Origin of the sequence: Acinetobacter pittii ANC 4050 (genome assembly GCF_000399685.1) — a bacterium.
Classification (GTDB): Bacteria; Pseudomonadota; Gammaproteobacteria; order Pseudomonadales; family Moraxellaceae; genus Acinetobacter; species Acinetobacter pittii_E.
In genome coordinates this window covers 2852501-2869350 of sequence record NZ_KB976987.1, presented here as the reverse complement: position 1 = coordinate 2869350, position 16850 = coordinate 2852501, and the positions used below count along the sequence as shown (strand labels likewise).

The window sequence follows — 16850 nt, the reverse complement described above, 5'->3', positions numbered from 1 at the left end:
AATTTAGATTGAAGCTGTACAGTGTTTAAGTACACAGACAACAGATAGTAGCGATGAAGAATCGCACGGACAACACTCACTTGTAGGTGTTGACGACTGTTTGGGGTTGTATAGTCAAGTAATTAAGTGCATGTGGTGGATGCCTTGGCAGTCAGAGGCGATGAAAGACGTAATAGCCTGCGATAAGCTCCGGGGAGGCGGCAAATATCCTTTGATCCGGAGATTTCTGAATGGGGAAACCCACCTACTTTAAGGTAGGTATTGCAACATGAATACATAGTGTTGCAAGGCGAACGAGGGGAAGTGAAACATCTCAGTACCCTTAGGAAAAGAAATCAATTGAGATTCCCTCAGTAGCGGCGAGCGAACGGGGATCAGCCCATTAAGTTATGTGTGTTTTAGTGGAACGCTCTGGGAAGTGCGAACGTAGAGGGTGATATTCCCGTACACGAAAGGGCACACATAATGATGACGAGTAGGGCGAGGCACGTGAAACCTTGTCTGAATATGGGGGGACCATCCTCCAAGGCTAAATACTCCTGACTGACCGATAGTGAACCAGTACCGTGAGGGAAAGGCGAAAAGAACCCCTGTGAGGGGAGTGAAATAGATCCTGAAACCGCATGCATACAAGCAGTGGGAGCACCTTCGTGGTGTGACTGCGTACCTTTTGTATAATGGGTCAGCGACTTATATTCAGTAGCAAGGTTAACCGTATAGGGGAGCCGTAGGGAAACCGAGTCTTAATAGGGCGTTTAGTTGCTGGGTATAGACCCGAAACCAGGCGATCTATCCATGAGCAGGTTGAAGGTTGGGTAACACTAACTGGAGGACCGAACCCACTGTCGTTGAAAAGCCAGGGGATGACTTGTGGATAGGGGTGAAAGGCTAATCAAGCCTGGTGATAGCTGGTTCTCCCCGAAAGCTATTTAGGTAGCGCCTCGGACGAATACCATAGGGGGTAGAGCACTGTTTCGGCTAGGGGGTCATCCCGACTTACCAAACCGATGCAAACTCCGAATACCTATGAGTACTATCCGGGAGACAGACTGCGGGTGCTAACGTCCGTAGTCAAGAGGAAAACAATCCAGACCGCCAGCTAAGGCCCCAAAATCATAGTTAAGTGGGAAACGATGTGGGAAGGCATAGACAGCTAGGAGGTTGGCTTAGAAGCAGCCACCCTTTAAAGAAAGCGTAATAGCTCACTAGTCGAGTCGGCCTGCGCGGAAGATGTAACGGGGCTAAAACTATGTGCCGAAGCTGCGGATTTGACATTAGTCAAGTGGTAGGGGAGCGTTCTGTAAGCCGATGAAGGTGTATTGAGAAGTATGCTGGAGGTATCAGAAGTGCGAATGCTGACGTGAGTAACGACAAAACGGGTGAAAAACCCGTTCGCCGAAAGACCAAGGGTTCCAGTCCAACGTTAATCGGGGCTGGGTGAGTCGACCCCTAAGGCGAGGCCGAAAGGCGTAGTCGATGGGAAATTGGTTAATATTCCAATACTTCTGTGTAATGCGATGAGAGGACGGAGAAGGTTAAGTCAGCCTGGCGTTGGTTGTCCAGGTGGAAGGATGTAGGTATGTATCTTAGGCAAATCCGGGGTACTCTATACTGAGATCCGATAGCAAGCTGTACTTGTACAGCGAAGTGGCTGATACCATGCTTCCAGGAAAAGTCTCTAAGCTTCAGTTACACAGGAATCGTACCCGAAACCGACACAGGTGGTCAGGTCGAGTAGACCAAGGCGCTTGAGAGAACTCTGCTGAAGGAACTAGGCAAAATGGTACCGTAACTTCGGGAGAAGGTACGCTGTTGTTGGTGATGGAACTTGCTTCCTGAGCTGACGACAGCCGCAGAAACCAGGCCGCTGCAACTGTTTATTAAAAACATAGCACTCTGCAAACACGAAAGTGGACGTATAGGGTGTGATGCCTGCCCGGTGCTGGAAGGTTAATTGATGGGGTTAGCGTAAGCGAAGCTCTTGATCGAAGCCCCAGTAAACGGCGGCCGTAACTATAACGGTCCTAAGGTAGCGAAATTCCTTGTCGGGTAAGTTCCGACCTGCACGAATGGCATAATGATGGCGGCGCTGTCTCCAGCAGAGGCTCAGTGAAATCGAAATCGCTGTGAAGATGCAGTGTACCCGCGGCTAGACGGAAAGACCCCGTGAACCTTTACTGCAGCTTGACACTGAACTTTGACCTTACTTGTGTAGGATAGGTGGGAGGCTTTGAAGTTGGAACGCTAGTTCCAATGGAGCCGTCCTTGAAATACCACCCTGGTAATGTTGAGGTTCTAACTCTGTCCCGTTATCCGGGACGAGGACCGTGTCTGGTGGGTAGTTTGACTGGGGCGGTCTCCTCCTAAAGAGTAACGGAGGAGTACGAAGGTGCGCTCAGCGTGGTCGGAAATCACGCGTAGAGTATAAAGGCAAAAGCGCGCTTAACTGCGAGACCCACAAGTCGAGCAGGTACGAAAGTAGGTCTTAGTGATCCGGTGGTTCTGTATGGAAGGGCCATCGCTCAACGGATAAAAGGTACTCTGGGGATAACAGGCTGATACCGCCCAAGAGTTCATATCGACGGCGGTGTTTGGCACCTCGATGTCGGCTCATCTCATCCTGGGGCTGAAGCAGGTCCCAAGGGTATGGCTGTTCGCCATTTAAAGAGGTACGCGAGCTGGGTTTAGAACGTCGTGAGACAGTTCGGTCCCTATCTACCGTGGGCGCTGGAAATTTGAGAGGATCTGCTCCTAGTACGAGAGGACCAGAGTGGACGAACCTCTGGTGTACCGGTTGTGACGCCAGTCGCATCGCCGGGTAGCTATGTTCGGAAGGGATAACCGCTGAAAGCATCTAAGCGGGAAGCCTACCTCAAGATAAGATTTCCCTAGGAATTTATTCCTCTAAAGAGCCGTTCGAGACTAGGACGTTGATAGGTTGGATGTGGAAGCATAGTGATATGTGAAGCTGACCAATACTAATTGCTCGTGAGGCTTGACTATACAACACCCAAGCAGTTGTATATGAAGCATCAATCGATTCATAAACATGCAAAGCAACTTGATTTAGTTAAACGCTTAGCTAAAATGAACAGATAAAGTAAGATTCAATCAGCCCATCTGTAAAGATTTGGAAAACGCAACGTATCACCATGTGAATAAAACGAAGCAAGTATCCATACCAGTTGTGCTGGCGACCATAGCAAGAGTGAACCACCTGATCCCTTCCCGAACTCAGAAGTGAAACCTCTTAGCGCTGATGGTAGTGTGGGGTTACCCATGTGAGAGTAAGTCATCGCCAGCTCATTATTCAAACACCCCAGACTCAATGGTCAGGGGTGTTTTTTTATGCGCGGAATAATATATTCAATTCTTTATATGATTATAATGGAATAAATTCATATCAAATCTAATAAGGATATAACATGTCTACCGATCAGCAATTCCCCACACCCAGTAATTTAGGTATCGCAGTTTATTCAAATAATGCAGAAGCTATTGGTAATACGCCTTTAGTCCGCATTAACCGTTTGATTAAAACGAGCGCAACTGTATTAGCGAAAGTAGAGAGTCGTAATCCTGCCTTTTCTGTGAAATGCCGTATTGGAGCAGCATTAATTGCGGATGCAGAAAAACGTGGTGTATTAAAAGACGGTATGCATATTGTTGAGCCAACCAGTGGTAATACAGGGATTGCATTGGCTTTTGTTGCTGCAGCGAAGGGTTATCCAATTACTTTGACTATGCCAGCCAGCATGAGTCTTGAACGTAGAAAAGTATTAAAAGCTTTAGGCGCTAATTTGGTTTTAACTGAACCAGCGAAAGGGATGAAAGGTGCAGTTGATGAAGCTGTACGATTAGCAACTGAACAGCCAGATGTTTATTTCTTACCTCAACAATTCGAAAACCCAGCCAATCCACAAATTCATGTAGATACAACTGGCCCAGAAATTTGGCAAGCAACAGGTGGGCAAGTTGATATCTTAGTTGCTGGCGTAGGTACTGGCGGTACGATTACGGGTATTTCTCGTTATTTTGAACAAGTCCAAAATAAGCCACTATACTCCGTAGCTGTTGAACCTGCCGAGTCTCCAATTATTACTCAAACCAAAAATGGAGAGAATATCACTCCTGCACCTCATAAAATTCAGGGGATTGGTGCAAACTTTATTCCAAAGAATCTTGATTTAAATCTGGTTGATGAAGTCTTACCAGTGAGTAGTGAGGAAGCAATTCAATGGGCGAGAAACTGTGCAACTCAAGAAGGTATTTTGGTAGGTATCTCAAGTGGAGCTGCCTTGGCTGCTGCTGCTAAAATTGCAGAGCGTCCTGAAAATGCTGGTAAAACAATACTCGTTATTCTTCCTGACAGCGGGGAGCGTTATTTATCTTCTGTTTTATTTGAAGGTTTATTTGACGAATAAAATTAACTAGATAAAAAAAGCCCATTAATAAATGGGCTTTTTTATTTGATTTCAATTTATAAGGCACTTTTTAAAGTTTTTTGATGACGCTTCACAGATCGAGCATATTTTTTTGCTTTGTGACGTGTCCAGAAGCTTCGCTCATAACCAGTTGGTCCTACATTATAATAAGCTGTCGCCTTGAACCAACTATCAGCTGATTGATAATAGTGGTTTAAGATATAAGCACCACATAGGATATTAGTAGTTTCATCATATAAATTCCCCGCACAAGTTTGTTGCCAATAGCTCGGAATAATTTGAGTTAAACCGACTGCACCAGTAGGAGAGCGAGCATTACTATTGTAACTAGACTCTTGTCTAATCACTGCTGCAAGTAAAAGAGGCGGTACATTGTATTGATCAGCACTTTGAATAATCATGGGGGATAGACGATTGGCTGTGCTCGGCGGGACAGAATAAGCTTTTTGTAAGCCTGATGAGAGCTTATTAGAGCGCCAAGAAAAAGAGCCACTATTAGGTCCTAAGCTGGTGCACCCCGTCATTATTGTCATCAACGCAATAATAAAAAATTTGAGACTAAGGCGCTGTAATTGTGATGGTTCAAAATGATCTTGAGCTAAAGATGAGGTAAACAAAATACAAAACCAATAATCAAATTTCAAATGAAATGATGGTATTCAGCTGTACTTATTGGATCAATACAAGTTCTGTTGCTCCGCGCATCTAAAAAGTAAGAATTTTGTATAATTGAAATGAAAAAACCCCGACATCCTGTCGAGGTTTCTTCGTATTCAGCTTTATGTAGTTAACTCCTGTCAACTACCGCTTCCTGCGTTCTTATTCTTCTTCAATGAGACATCCTGTCTCTCTATGATTTATATACTATGAAAAAATACTAAAGTTGAATATCCGCAAATCACCGCAAGCTTTGTACGTTTTAACTTACAGTCGGCTTTTTTCAACTTTCTTAAATACAATGTCGGCCAGTTTTTGAGCTAGAGGTGCACAAATCAATACACTTGGGAAAGCTTATATCCATGCAATAATCCAAGCTGATACCCATAATGAAACGAAGTGATGATTTAGTCCCACTATTTTAAAAGTTGAAATACCCGAAACTATAAAAGACATCATTCCAGATAAAATTAAGAGGAATAAAAGTTTCTGTGCTTTCATAGTTTTATATTCCTTGATAGGCACTTAAGGTCAATGCAAAATTTTCACCAAATTGTTGAGCAGTTTTAATATCTCCTTCATCAAACCCATCGGCATTACTGCCATGTTCAGCCTGAGCCATTAAGCCTGACCATGAACCGAGACGGTTAGCTGCTTTTGCATAGGTAACACCTTGATGTTGTTCTGGCAGAATTGGGTTGCCGACCCATAACGTGCCGTGTTGCATGCAAAAGGTAAAAATCGAAATTAACGTCGATTGTTTATCACCTGCAGGAAGAGAGGAAACAGTAAACCCAGCCGCTAATTTCCCTTTAAAACTTTGTTTTTTCCATAAAGGGCCTGTTGCATCCATGAGTTGTTTTAACTTGGAAGACACTCCACCTAAATATGTAGGAGATCCCCAAATTAAGCCGTCGTATTGGTTAAGAATTTCTGGGCGCTCGATAAGATCTTCGGCATTGAGCAAATCTACTTTAATATTTTTATGGTTTAAGATACCAAGTTGAATTTGCTGAGCAATAAATTGGGTATGGCCTTGGCGGCTATGGTAAATAATGGCAACAGTTTTCATGGGCAGTTTCCTCTTTTATTTAAATTTGAAATAGTTTTGCAGTGAGATATAAGCCACAGCCAAAAACACTATGGTTCATTAAACTTTTTAGACAGTTCAAAAAAGGATGAGGCGTTTTTGATGAAGCAAAGCCATTACCCATGGCAGGTTGCATAATAAAAAAAGGAATGAGAACGGTGACCACGCCAAACAGTAGAGCTGAGTAAAACTGAGGATGAATAAGCCAATCTGAGCTGGCAATGAAAACAAAACTTAATGCAAAGATAATTCCGACACTATAGTGAGCAATCCAGCCTAATAAATATTCATTCTTAATTTGAGGGCTTTGTGCAATAGTTTGATGGATGAGTTTTCCTTGAAATATCCAGCCGACCCAGCGTCCGAGAAAGGAAAAATTTAAGGTCGGAATTTTGAATATCTTTAATATTAACAGCCAGATATCCATAACAATAGTTGCACCAACACCAAGAAATAAAGCTTGAAAGAATATTGTGGAGGTATTCATTTTTACACCTTGCTTTTATACGCCTAAAACGTGATAAATTTATTGTGCAAGTTCAAGTTCACTTGAAGTCAAGAGGTTGTTATGGATATTGGTGAAGTCGCTAAAAAAGCAAAAGTCACAACGGCCACGCTACGCTTTTATGAAGAGAAAGGATTAATTAAATCGATAGGGCGGCAGGGGTTACGCCGACAATATGGCAAACAAGTACTTGATCAATTGGCACTCATTGCTTTAGGTCGTGCTGCAGGATTTTCTTTAAATGAAATTGTCACAATGTTTGGGAAAGATGGTAAACCAGAGCTCGATCGGCAAAAACTGAAAGATAAAGCTGAACAGTTAGAGCACATGGCAAAGCGATTGCATTTTATTAGTCAGGGATTACAACATGCGGCAGTATGTCCTGCTGAAAATCATATGGAATGTCCAACTTTCCAGAACTTTTTGAAAGCAGCAATTGCTGGAGAATATCAGCCAACGAAACTTTAATTATTTTTGATGAGGTCATTTAGTTTGTGTTGGTATTGAATAGTTGGGTTTGTCATATTTTCGCCATAAAGATTTCATCTTTTTGAAGTAAAAACTTCATATAAGCTTGATTAAATTTGCTTAATTTTTTACCAAATGTATAAAACTATGAGCAAAAAAACATTAGCGGCATTATTATGCTGCGCCAGTTTAGGATTGACGGCATGTAATGATGATAACGATCAAGAACAAACCACGCCTACTGAGAACGTTGCCGAACCAACCTTAATTTCTTTTGCCAAATTACCTGTAGAAACTTATTCTGCTGGCCCAGACTCTGGCGCATATGTAAAAGGTGCAAATGGAATTTATCCTCCATTTAAAGGTCAACCTGTACAGGGTTTTTCTGCTGCATTAAAAAATGAAGATGGCAGTTATATGGCAATGGCTGATAACGGTTTCGGAACTCAAGATAATTCAGCAGACTTTTTACTTCGTATTTATAAACTGAAGCCTGATTTCAAAACTAAAGCTAAAGGCACCGGTCAAGTGACTGTGCAAAGCTTTATCCAGCTGCGTGATCCGAACAAATTAATTCCGTTTAATATCGTGAATGGTAATACAGCTGATCGATTATTAACAGGCGCTGATTTTGATCCAGAATCTATGCAACGTACTAATGATGGAACTTACTGGATTGGCGATGAATTTGGGCCTTATTTACTTCATTTTTCAGCAGATGGCGTGTTATTAGATGCACCGATTGCTTTGCCAAATCCGTTAAACCCGACTCAAGAGCTACGTTCACCACAAAATCAGTTTAATAAAGCACAAATTAATTTTGTAGAACCTCTAGTTCAGCAAAGTGGTGGTTTTGAAGGAATGGCGATTTCGCCAGATGGGCAGTATCTTTACCCGCTTATAGAAAAGCCAATTAAATCAATTCGGGAAACAGAAAGACAGTTGCTGATTTCGCAATTTGACCTGAAGAAAAAAGCGTATACAGGAAAATATTATTGGTTCCAATTAGATAGTAAGGCAACTAATATTGGTGACTTCCAACTCTTTAATGATAAAGAAGGCATTATTATTGAGCGTGATGCGACTCAGAATAATTTAGGCGGCTATAAAAAGTTAATTCGTATTAAATTAAATGAGTCAGGTCAGCTAGTAAGCCGTGAAGATTTGGTTGATTTAATTAAAATTGCTAACCCGAATTTGTTGTATAGCACAGCTAGAGCAGGGGATATTGGTACGGGACAGGTTTTTGCTTTTCCATTTGAGACGATTGAAGATGTGATCATTGAAAATGGCACAACACTTACCGTTTTCAATGATAATAATTTCCCTGGCTCGACAGGGCGTAACGCAAAACTGGCTGATGATAATGAGATTATTCAGATTCGTTTGCCAAAAGCTTTGTTCTAAGCTTTACAAATAAAAAATTAAAACTGCGGCGGATTTTATTCCGCCGTATTTATTCCAAGAATAAAATATTGAGTAAACTTTAATCAAATTAATTTCTATATTATTGTTTTCGCATGTTTTATAAACAGGGAAAATGAATGAAATTCATGTTAAAATGATCGGCTTTCATCTTTAGATGTCTCTCCTCCATCTGTTAGCCGAGATTCGCAAGCCATGTCTACTGCCTACACCATGCAGACTGCGCCAAAAGCGCTGTTTGATTACGACAAATATTGGGCGTCGTGTTTTGAACCCGCACCATTTTTGCCGATGTCACGAGAAGAAATGGACCAACTCGGCTGGGATGCGTGTGACTTTATTTTGGTCTGTGGCGATGCTTATATTGATCATCCATCGTTTGTATCGGGTGTGATTGGGCGTGTACTTGAAGCACAAGGTTTCCGTGTCGGAATTATCGCGCAGCCAGACTGGACCAATGTTGAAAGCTTCCGCGTTTTAGGTAAGCCAACGATTGCTTGGGGTGTGACCGCAGGTAATATGGATTCGATGATTAACCGTTACACGGCAGATCGTAAAATCCGTTCTGATGATGCTTATTCTCCTAATAACGAACCGAACAAACGTCCTGACCGTGCAGCTACTGTTTATTGCCAACGTTGTCGTGAAGCTTTCCCTGATGTACCTGTATTATTAGGTGGTATTGAAGGTAGTTTACGTCGTATTGCGCACTACGATTATTGGTCAGATAAAGTCCGTCGTTCTATTTTGATGGACTCAAAAGCTGATTTGCTCATGTATGGTAATGGTGAACGTGCTATTATTGATGTAATGCACCGTTTGGCTAAAGGTGAAAAAATCCACGAGATTACTGATGTCCGTGGTACAGCATTTATTATTAATAAACATAACAAAGCATCAAAAGCAAAGTTTGTTGAAGTTGCGAGTAATGATGTAGATACGGTTGGGCGTGTTGATCCAATTATTAACCCATATGTCATGACAGAGGATATTGATGGCTGTGAGGTTGAAAAAGAAAAGGGTAACTCTTTAGCTCAATATCAAAATTTCCAAAAAGAGATTGTTGCTAACCCGATTGTGCGTGAAGGCGACAAACTCGATGACGACACTCAAATCGTTCAATTAAAGCCAGCGCCATCAAAAGCGATTAAACACAAATTACCTCCACGAGAATTGGCGGTAATTCGTTTGCCTTCTTTTGAAGAAGTAGCGAATGATCAAGTGCTTTACGCGCATGCAAACCGTATTTTGCACCTTGAGACCAACCCAGGTAATGCCCGCGCACTCGTTCAACGTCATGGTGAGCGTGATGTTTGGATTAACCCACCTCCAATTCCTCTAACCACTGAGGAAATGGACTATGTGTTTGATTTACCATATGCACGTTTGCCACATCCTACTTATGGCGATGCGCGTTTTCCTGCATTTGATATGATCAAATTCTCGGTCAACATTATGCGTGGCTGTTTTGGTGGTTGTACATTCTGTTCAATTACAGAACATGAAGGGCGTATTATTCAAAACCGTTCGGAAGATTCAATTTTACGTGAGATTGAAAAAATCCGTGATATGGCACCAAACTTCACCGGCATTATCTCAGACTTAGGTGGCCCAACGGCAAACATGTACCGTTTGCATTGTAAAGATCCTGAAATTGAGAAGAACTGCCGTAAACCTTCTTGTGTATATCCGGGCGTTTGTCAAAACTTGCATACCGATCATGCCCCTTTAGTACAGCTTTACCGTAAAGCACGTGCAATTAAAGGTGTGAAGAAGATTCTGATTGGTTCGGGTTTACGTTATGACCTTGCTGTACTCAACCCTGAATATGTCAAAGAGTTGGTACAACATCACGTTGGCGGTTATTTGAAAATTGCTCCAGAGCATACTGAACAAGGCCCGTTATCTAAGATGATGAAACCGGGTATTGGTACGTATGATCGTTTCAAACAAATGTTTGACCGTTTCAGTAAAGAAGCAGGAAAAGAGCAATATTTAATTCCTTACTTTATTGCTGCACATCCGGGTACTTCAGATTATGACATGATGCATCTTGCAATTTGGTTGAAAAAGAATGGCTTCCGTGCCGATCAGGTACAGACGTTCTATCCATCGCCAATGGCAACTGCAACAACTATGTATTATTCGGGCAAAAACCCGCTTGCTAAAGTCGCTCGCTATACTGAAAAAGTTGATATTGTAAAAGGTGAGAAACGCCGTCGTCTGCATAAAGCATTCCTACGCTACCATGATCCAAACAACTGGCCATTGCTTCGTGAAGCTTTAAAAGAAATGGGCCGTGCAGATTTAATTGGTAATTCAAAGCAGCACTTGATCCCGACCTATCAGCCACAAGGTACTGCTGAAGGTGAATATAAGTCGGCACGTAAGAAGAACTCTTCTGTAGCGGGTGATTCAGCAAAACGTGGTCAGGGGCAATCTCGTTCAGGCGCAGGGCAAAAACGTCCACAAAAAGGACAAGTTCTAACCCAACACACTGGTTTACCTCCTCGTGAAACCGGTGAGAAAAAACCATTTGGTGGAAAAAGTAAACCTAAAAGCAAGGTTCGTGGATAGTGATAAAACAGGCTCTTAAATAGAGCCTGTTTTGTTTTTAAAGTGTCTATTTAAATCGTATAGTGAGATTTTTGAAGATTAAAAGTACAAAAAACGTAACGAATAATGATAAATAGCAAAAATCTGACGAGCTGCACTTGATTGTTGTAGATTCTATGATTATAAATAATGTGAGGGTGGCTAAATTTAAGCCAAGCTTGATAACTACAAGTGAAATTACTAAGTGAACCTTTTAAAAAACGGCTGTGTCGTTATCAATTAAAACAAAGTGTGATCTAGCAAAATCATTATAAAAAACCTAAAGGATTGGACCCATGTACTATTTAATCACGATTTTATTATTATTTCTTGCTGTTGTAATGGCAGTGAAAAGTCTTTCGCGAAGGCATCAACATGATAGTGCCTTGAAGCGCCGTGCAGTATTAACTAGTCATGAGCAAATGACATTAACCAGACTACAAACAGTTTTACCTAAATTTACCGTGTTGGCACATGTATCCTTTGATGCATTATTAACTACAAAATATGCGCATACACGTCGAAAATATCAAAATATGGCAGCTGATTTTGTTGTACTTGATCAAAACTATCAGGTTGTTGTCATTGTTGTTCTTGGTGAAAATGGTTTACGCCGTGCGCATCAACAATATGAACGTCGTCTATTACAATTGGCTGGCTATCGTGTATTGCATTACAGTGAGGTGCCTGATTATCACGATCTAAGAAGAGATTTATTAACTCCAGAAACAGAGATGGCAATTTTACATGCAACGCCGCAACTAGAACGAATGTCAAATGCGTTTGTGAAGTCTTAAAAATTAGAGATTATAGCAATTGATTAGAGAACTCATTAAAGAAGATCTTAATAACATGCTGACATTAACAATGTTAAAACTACTAAAAAATTGAGCAATATAACTAGGGATATTGCTCAATTTAGTGTCACTTTATATTTATAAAAATTAGGGAAGTACTGCAACAACCGTCATTTCTACAAGCACGTCCGGCGCATAAAGTTTGGATTCTACACAAGTACGTGCTGGTGGATGTCCTTCACTAATCCATGCATCCCAAACAGCATTCATTGCTGCATAATCTTTGTCGATATCTTTTAGAAAAATCATAACAGAAAGAATATGGGTTTTATCTGTTCCAGCTTCTGCCAATAGACGGTCAATATTATCTAAAGTTTGTTGAGTCTGTGCTGTGACATCTACGCTTGTATCGTCTGCGAGTTGGCCAGCTAAATGTACCAAATTACCTGAAATCGCAACTTCGCAGTAGCGTGAAGTCACGTGTAAACGCTTTACCGTCATAAAAATGCTCTAAGTAGATTTATTTAATAGTTTTGATTTTATGAAGAGTTACTGGGTTGGTGCAAGCAAGTAGAAAGGAATTTCAGTAGATTATTGTGATGAAGGGATATCTAAGCCATGTATCAGAAGAGCCCTGTAATATTCGGATTTGGTCGTCACGCCAATCACAGGACGATATGCCGAAAGTAAAGGTTGCTTTGGCATGTTGCAAATACATGGGTAATGAATATGCGTTGATTAGGTTACTCTAAAGTCTCAGTAAAAGGGAGTCTATTTTGTTTAAAAGTTGCTCTTTTGAATAAAAAGTAATCAACTACCAAAGGTTAAGCTGGAAGTCATCCGCTTGGGTCTGTAATTGATAAACTCCTATACCAATTAAGCGGAACTGAAAATGTTCAGGAATCTGCATTTCATTTAATAATAAAAATAAAACTTGGATTAAGTCCTGTAGCGACTGGATCGGTCTTTTAAAGCTTTTACTATGTTGTAAAGTCTGAAAATTCTTGAGTTTAAGCTTAATATTCACACCACGTGCATTCAGTTGTTTTTTCTCTAAGCTTTGCCAGACTTTTTCGGCTAGTCCTTGCCAATAGGGCTGACATTGAACCAAAGTAAAGTCACTATCGAAAGTGGTCTCTTTCGAAATTTGTTGGCGAGCCCTTTCAGCTTGAACAGGCCTATGATCAATGCCTTGTGCATATAAATAAAGCTGTTGTCCGTATTTGCCAAAATGATGAACTAAAACGGCTTCTTCAATTTTCTGTAAATCACCTAAAGTATGTAACTGAAGCTGTTGTAATTTTTCCTGAGTGACTTTACCCACCCCAGGAATTTTTTTTAGTGGAAGGTCTTGAATAAAAGTAGCAACTTGCGAAGGTTTAATTACACATAAACCATTCGGTTTGTTCCAGTCGGAAGCAATTTTTGCCAAAAATTTATTTGGTGCTACACCAGCCGATGCAGTAAGTCCTGTTAATCTAAAAATATCTTCCCGAATGTGCATAGCCACTTCAGTTGCACTTGCCATCTGTTTTAGGTTTTCAGTGACATCTAGATAGGCCTCATCTAAAGATAACGGTTCAATAAGCAGCGTATATTGCTGAAAGATCGAGTGAATTTGCGCGGAAACTGTACGGTATTTTTCAAAATTTGGCTCAATAATAACGACCTGAGGGCATAGTTTCCTTGCCTGAGTCATCGACATGGCTGAACGTAAACCAAATTCGCGGGCAGGATAGGATGCAGCAGCAATCACAGCTCGGGGATGATGAGATGAGATAACAACGGGTATATGCCTTAATTCAGGACGTTCCCGTAATTCGACCGATGCATAAAAGGCATCCATATCGATATGAATGATTTTGCGCATATTATTGTGCTTTCACGATGCCTTGCTGCTGTAAAAATTGGTGCCATTCTTTAACTGAACCCTCATAAACATTTAAGTCTACTGGTTTTGTCATGCCTTCAATTTTACCCTGATTACTATGCTGCCAAAAGAGCCATTTTCTTTTGTCTTTCAGCTCAGGTTTACCTTCGTAATCTCTGACCCAAAGCGGTGTATTGGGAAAATTACCTATTAGCACAATGTGGTAAAAGGTTTTAGAAATATAAAAAATAGGCTGTTTGCCATAATGCTGTTTTAAGCGGTCATGCATGATGCCTATTTCTTTAAGTAATTGTTCTTTTGTATGCGCATTAATACAGTTGCCGTCATATTCCAGATCAATGACTGGAGGAAGAGCATCGGTTTTATTTGGAACTGTTGCAATAAAATTTTCGGCTTGTGTTTTACCATCACGACATAGGCGATAAAAATGATAGGCCCCAACATGGAACCCATGTTCGCGTGCTTTTAACCAGTTTTCTTGAAATTTTGGATCTTTATAATCCCCGCCTTCGGTTGCTTTTAAATAGACGAATTGGAATTTTTCAGGTGATATCTTTTTCCAGTTAATATCACCCTGATGGTGAGAAACGTCAAAGCCCTGAACTGGATAATCTTGTGCAACGGCTTTTTGTTGATAGAACAAACCAAAATAAGCTAAGACTCCCATAACACAAGCCAAGCCAATTCCAATTAAGGCATTGTGCCGTGCTGTGAAAAAGGGTTTAGCCAGTTTGGTCATGCAAAACTCATTAAAAATATGAAGTAAACATCATAGCGTGATTTATGAACGAGAAACTACGCTAAAAATGCAACCGCTTAAACAGACGTATCCTTTGGAATTTGCCAGAATATAAATGCAGTAATGACATTGATACAACCGAGACAAATGAGGGTGACATGAAACGCTGTTGTCACATGGTCTGTACCATAATAATGGGTAAAGATATTAATAAGGGTGCCTGCCAGCGCTACCCCAATACTCATTGAAAGCATCATAATCATCGACAAAAAACTATTACCGCTACTCGCATCTTGTTGAGGCAAATCTTTCAAGGTCAATGTGTTCATGCCAACAAATTGCAGGGAATTTAATGTGCCAAATAAGAAAAAGTGTAAGGCTCTAAACCAAGTTGGAGTGTCGACTGTCATGATGGCAAAAGAGGCAATACATAATCCAACGAGTGTTGTGTTAATGAGTAAAAAACGTCGATAGCCAATTTTTTGAATAATAGGTCTGACAATTGGCTTTGAAAATAATGAACCCAAGACCAAGGGAATCATCATTAAACCTGCAATAAAGGGTTCAAAACCAAAAGCGACTTGTAGCATGAGTGGTAAAACAAAAGGAAGGGCATTACCACCAAAGCGTGCAAAGAAATTACCTAAAATACCAATCGCGTAAATCTTGTTTCTAAAGAGTCGGCTACGAAATAATGCATTTTGATGAGTATGTGAGTGATAGGCATACCAAAGTGTTGCGATTATGCCGACTACTAATAGCGAAATGCTGAACCATTTTGAATATTCAGGCGAGGCTAAATGTTCGATACCCAAAGACCAGCCAATCATGGCCACTACTAATAAAATGAAGCCGCCCAAATCAAAGTTTTTGACTGAGGGCTCTTTCACATTTGGCATGACTTTTAATGTCATTAATATACCTAGGATACCCATAGGAATATTAATCAGGAAAATCCAATGCCAAGTTGCAACTTCAACTAACCAACCGCCTAAGGTGGGACCAGCCAAAGGCCCTAGTAAACCTGCAAGGCTCATTAGACTCATTGCAGCTAAAAATTGAGTTCGAGGAATAATTTTTAAAAGTGATAATCGGCCAACAGGAAGTAGCAAGGCTCCACCCACACCTTGGATGACGCGGAAAAATAAGAGTTTATTGAGACTTTGTGAAAGTCCACATCCTAAAGATGCTAGAGTAAAAATTACGATTGCCGACAAGAAAATATTTCTGACACCAAAGCGGTCTGCTAACCATCCACTTAAAGGAATACAGGCAGCAACCGATAATACATAGGCCACCACTACGCTGTGCATGCGTAAAGGATCCTCATTGAGATGATGAGCCATTGCAGGAATAGCGGTATTTACAATCGTCGTGTCCAAGGCCTGCATAAAAAAGCCAATAGAAACCAAAAGAACGAGTAAGCGATATTCGGGTTGCAAGGCTTGGTGAGTCGGCGTGGCATTCATAACATTTAAAAATTAACGTTTTGATCTAGTGTAAAACAAAAAAAGCGGCAGAACCGCTTTTTTATAGAGAGTAGATAGACAACTAGACAACAAATCTTTTCGGCATTTTTAAATTTTTAATGACGTTATAAATTTGATCGACCTCTTCACATACAATTAATTTAGCTCGGTGCTGAAGGGGTAGAAAACCTTCTTGAACTGCATGGTCTAATTGGGCAATCAATGCATTATAAAAGCCATTTACGTTATATAAAATCATGGGCTTTTGGTGTTGGTTGAGTTGGCCCCAAGTGGCTATTTCCAATATTTCTTCAAATGTTCCTAAACCACCTGGTAACGCAATAAATGCACTTGCACGTTCCGCCATCATGGCTTTACGTTCATGCATGGTTTCTACGACATGTAATTCAGTTAGTCCTGCATGTGCGACTTCATAATCAAGCATAAATTCAGGGATCACCCCGACAGCTTCTCCGCCGTTTGCGAGAACACTATCTGCGACTTGTCCCATTAAACCGATACTGGCACCGCCATAGACTAAACCAAAGCCTTGTTCAGCAATTCCGTGAGCCAGTTCAATTGCTTTTTCTCGGTAGATTGGGTTATTTCCTGCACGTGAACCACAATATAATGCAATAAGAGGTTGTTTTGTTTTTACAGCTGTTATTGGTAAATCATTTACTGCCATTGTTAATACGCTATTCATTGCTTTATTTTCACCTTATCACGTTCATATTTCTTGTCTACACTAAGCAAAAGATATGACAAC

General features: G+C 40.9%; 13 protein-coding genes, 2 rRNA genes and 2 pseudogenes. 8 read left to right on the top strand and 9 right to left on the bottom strand.

What is annotated here, in order from left to right; translation table 11 throughout:
• The first annotated feature begins 112 nt into the window (after window positions 1–112).
• From F931_RS17230 to cysK, 3 genes are all read left to right on the top strand, one after another.
• Window positions 113–3003: ribosomal RNA gene (locus F931_RS17230) — 23S ribosomal RNA — on the top strand.
• A gap of 186 nt (window positions 3004–3189) precedes the next feature.
• Window positions 3190–3304 (top strand): 5S ribosomal RNA (rrf, locus tag F931_RS17225).
• A gap of 121 nt (window positions 3305–3425) precedes the next feature.
• A complete protein-coding gene (gene cysK, locus F931_RS17220) occupies window positions 3426–4424 on the top strand; it encodes a cysteine synthase A (RefSeq protein WP_016142487.1) in 999 nt (332 codons plus the stop codon).
• 56 nt (window positions 4425–4480) lie between these two features.
• On the opposite strand, the gene F931_RS17215 is transcribed toward cysK, so the two are convergent.
• From F931_RS17215 to F931_RS17205, 4 genes and pseudogenes are all read right to left on the bottom strand, one after another.
• The gene (locus F931_RS17215; protein ID WP_080649526.1) at window positions 4481–5089 is read right to left on the bottom strand and encodes a lytic transglycosylase domain-containing protein; all 609 of its coding nucleotides are present in this window, start codon (window positions 5087–5089) and stop codon (window positions 4481–4483) included.
• Window positions 5090–5369: 280 nt separating this feature from the next.
• Window positions 5370–5603, bottom strand: a pseudogene (locus tag F931_RS0103945) (DUF2798 domain-containing protein).
• 4 nt (window positions 5604–5607) lie between these two features.
• Window positions 5608–6174: a flavodoxin family protein gene (locus tag F931_RS17210; protein ID WP_016142484.1), complete on the bottom strand. Its 567-nt coding sequence runs from the start codon at window positions 6172–6174 to the stop codon at window positions 5608–5610.
• A 19-nt stretch (window positions 6175–6193) separates the two neighbouring features.
• Complete coding sequence (locus F931_RS17205; RefSeq protein WP_016142483.1) at window positions 6194–6679, bottom strand: DUF2938 domain-containing protein; 486 nt, start codon at window positions 6677–6679, stop codon at window positions 6194–6196.
• 81 nt (window positions 6680–6760) lie between these two features.
• Here F931_RS17205 and F931_RS17200 point away from each other — a divergent pair, with 81 nt between their 5' ends.
• From F931_RS17200 to F931_RS17185, 4 genes are all read left to right on the top strand, one after another.
• A complete protein-coding gene (locus tag F931_RS17200; RefSeq protein WP_016142482.1) occupies window positions 6761–7165 on the top strand; it encodes a helix-turn-helix domain-containing protein in 405 nt (134 codons plus the stop codon).
• A 147-nt stretch (window positions 7166–7312) separates the two neighbouring features.
• Window positions 7313–8572 carry an esterase-like activity of phytase family protein gene (locus F931_RS17195; RefSeq protein WP_025470399.1) on the top strand — a complete coding sequence of 420 codons (1260 nt, stop codon included), beginning with the start codon at window positions 7313–7315 and terminating at the stop codon, window positions 8570–8572.
• A 213-nt stretch (window positions 8573–8785) separates the two neighbouring features.
• Complete coding sequence (locus F931_RS17190) at window positions 8786–11167, top strand: YgiQ family radical SAM protein (protein ID WP_016142480.1); 2382 nt, start codon at window positions 8786–8788, stop codon at window positions 11165–11167.
• Between the two features lie 314 nt (window positions 11168–11481).
• Window positions 11482–11982, top strand: a complete 501-nt coding sequence (locus tag F931_RS17185; RefSeq protein WP_005301476.1) for a DUF2726 domain-containing protein — start codon at window positions 11482–11484, stop codon at window positions 11980–11982.
• A 147-nt stretch (window positions 11983–12129) separates the two neighbouring features.
• On the opposite strand, the gene F931_RS17180 is transcribed toward F931_RS17185, so the two are convergent.
• Window positions 12130–12483, bottom strand: coding sequence for a RidA family protein (locus F931_RS17180; RefSeq protein ID WP_004795237.1), 354 nt, complete (start codon window positions 12481–12483; stop codon window positions 12130–12132).
• Window positions 12484–12675: 192 nt separating this feature from the next.
• On the opposite strand from F931_RS17180, the pseudogene F931_RS22245 reads away from it, so the two are divergent.
• Window positions 12676–12792: pseudogene (locus F931_RS22245) on the top strand (hypothetical protein).
• Between the two features lie 4 nt (window positions 12793–12796).
• Here the strand turns inward: F931_RS22245 and dinB are convergent.
• From dinB to F931_RS17160, 4 genes are all read right to left on the bottom strand, one after another.
• Window positions 12797–13852, bottom strand: coding sequence for a DNA polymerase IV (dinB, locus tag F931_RS17175; protein ID WP_016142479.1), 1056 nt, complete (start codon window positions 13850–13852; stop codon window positions 12797–12799).
• Window position 13853: 1 nt separating this feature from the next.
• Window positions 13854–14612: a glycoside hydrolase family 25 protein gene (gene yegX / locus F931_RS17170; protein ID WP_016142478.1), complete on the bottom strand. Its 759-nt coding sequence runs from the start codon at window positions 14610–14612 to the stop codon at window positions 13854–13856.
• Between the two features lie 77 nt (window positions 14613–14689).
• The gene (gene mdtD / locus F931_RS17165; RefSeq protein WP_016142477.1) at window positions 14690–16081 is read right to left on the bottom strand and encodes a multidrug transporter subunit MdtD; all 1392 of its coding nucleotides are present in this window, start codon (window positions 16079–16081) and stop codon (window positions 14690–14692) included.
• 82 nt (window positions 16082–16163) lie between these two features.
• On the bottom strand, window positions 16164–16787 hold the full coding sequence (locus F931_RS17160) for an LOG family protein (RefSeq protein WP_016142476.1): 624 nt from the start codon (window positions 16785–16787) through the stop codon (window positions 16164–16166).
• Window positions 16788–16850 lie beyond the last annotated feature (63 nt).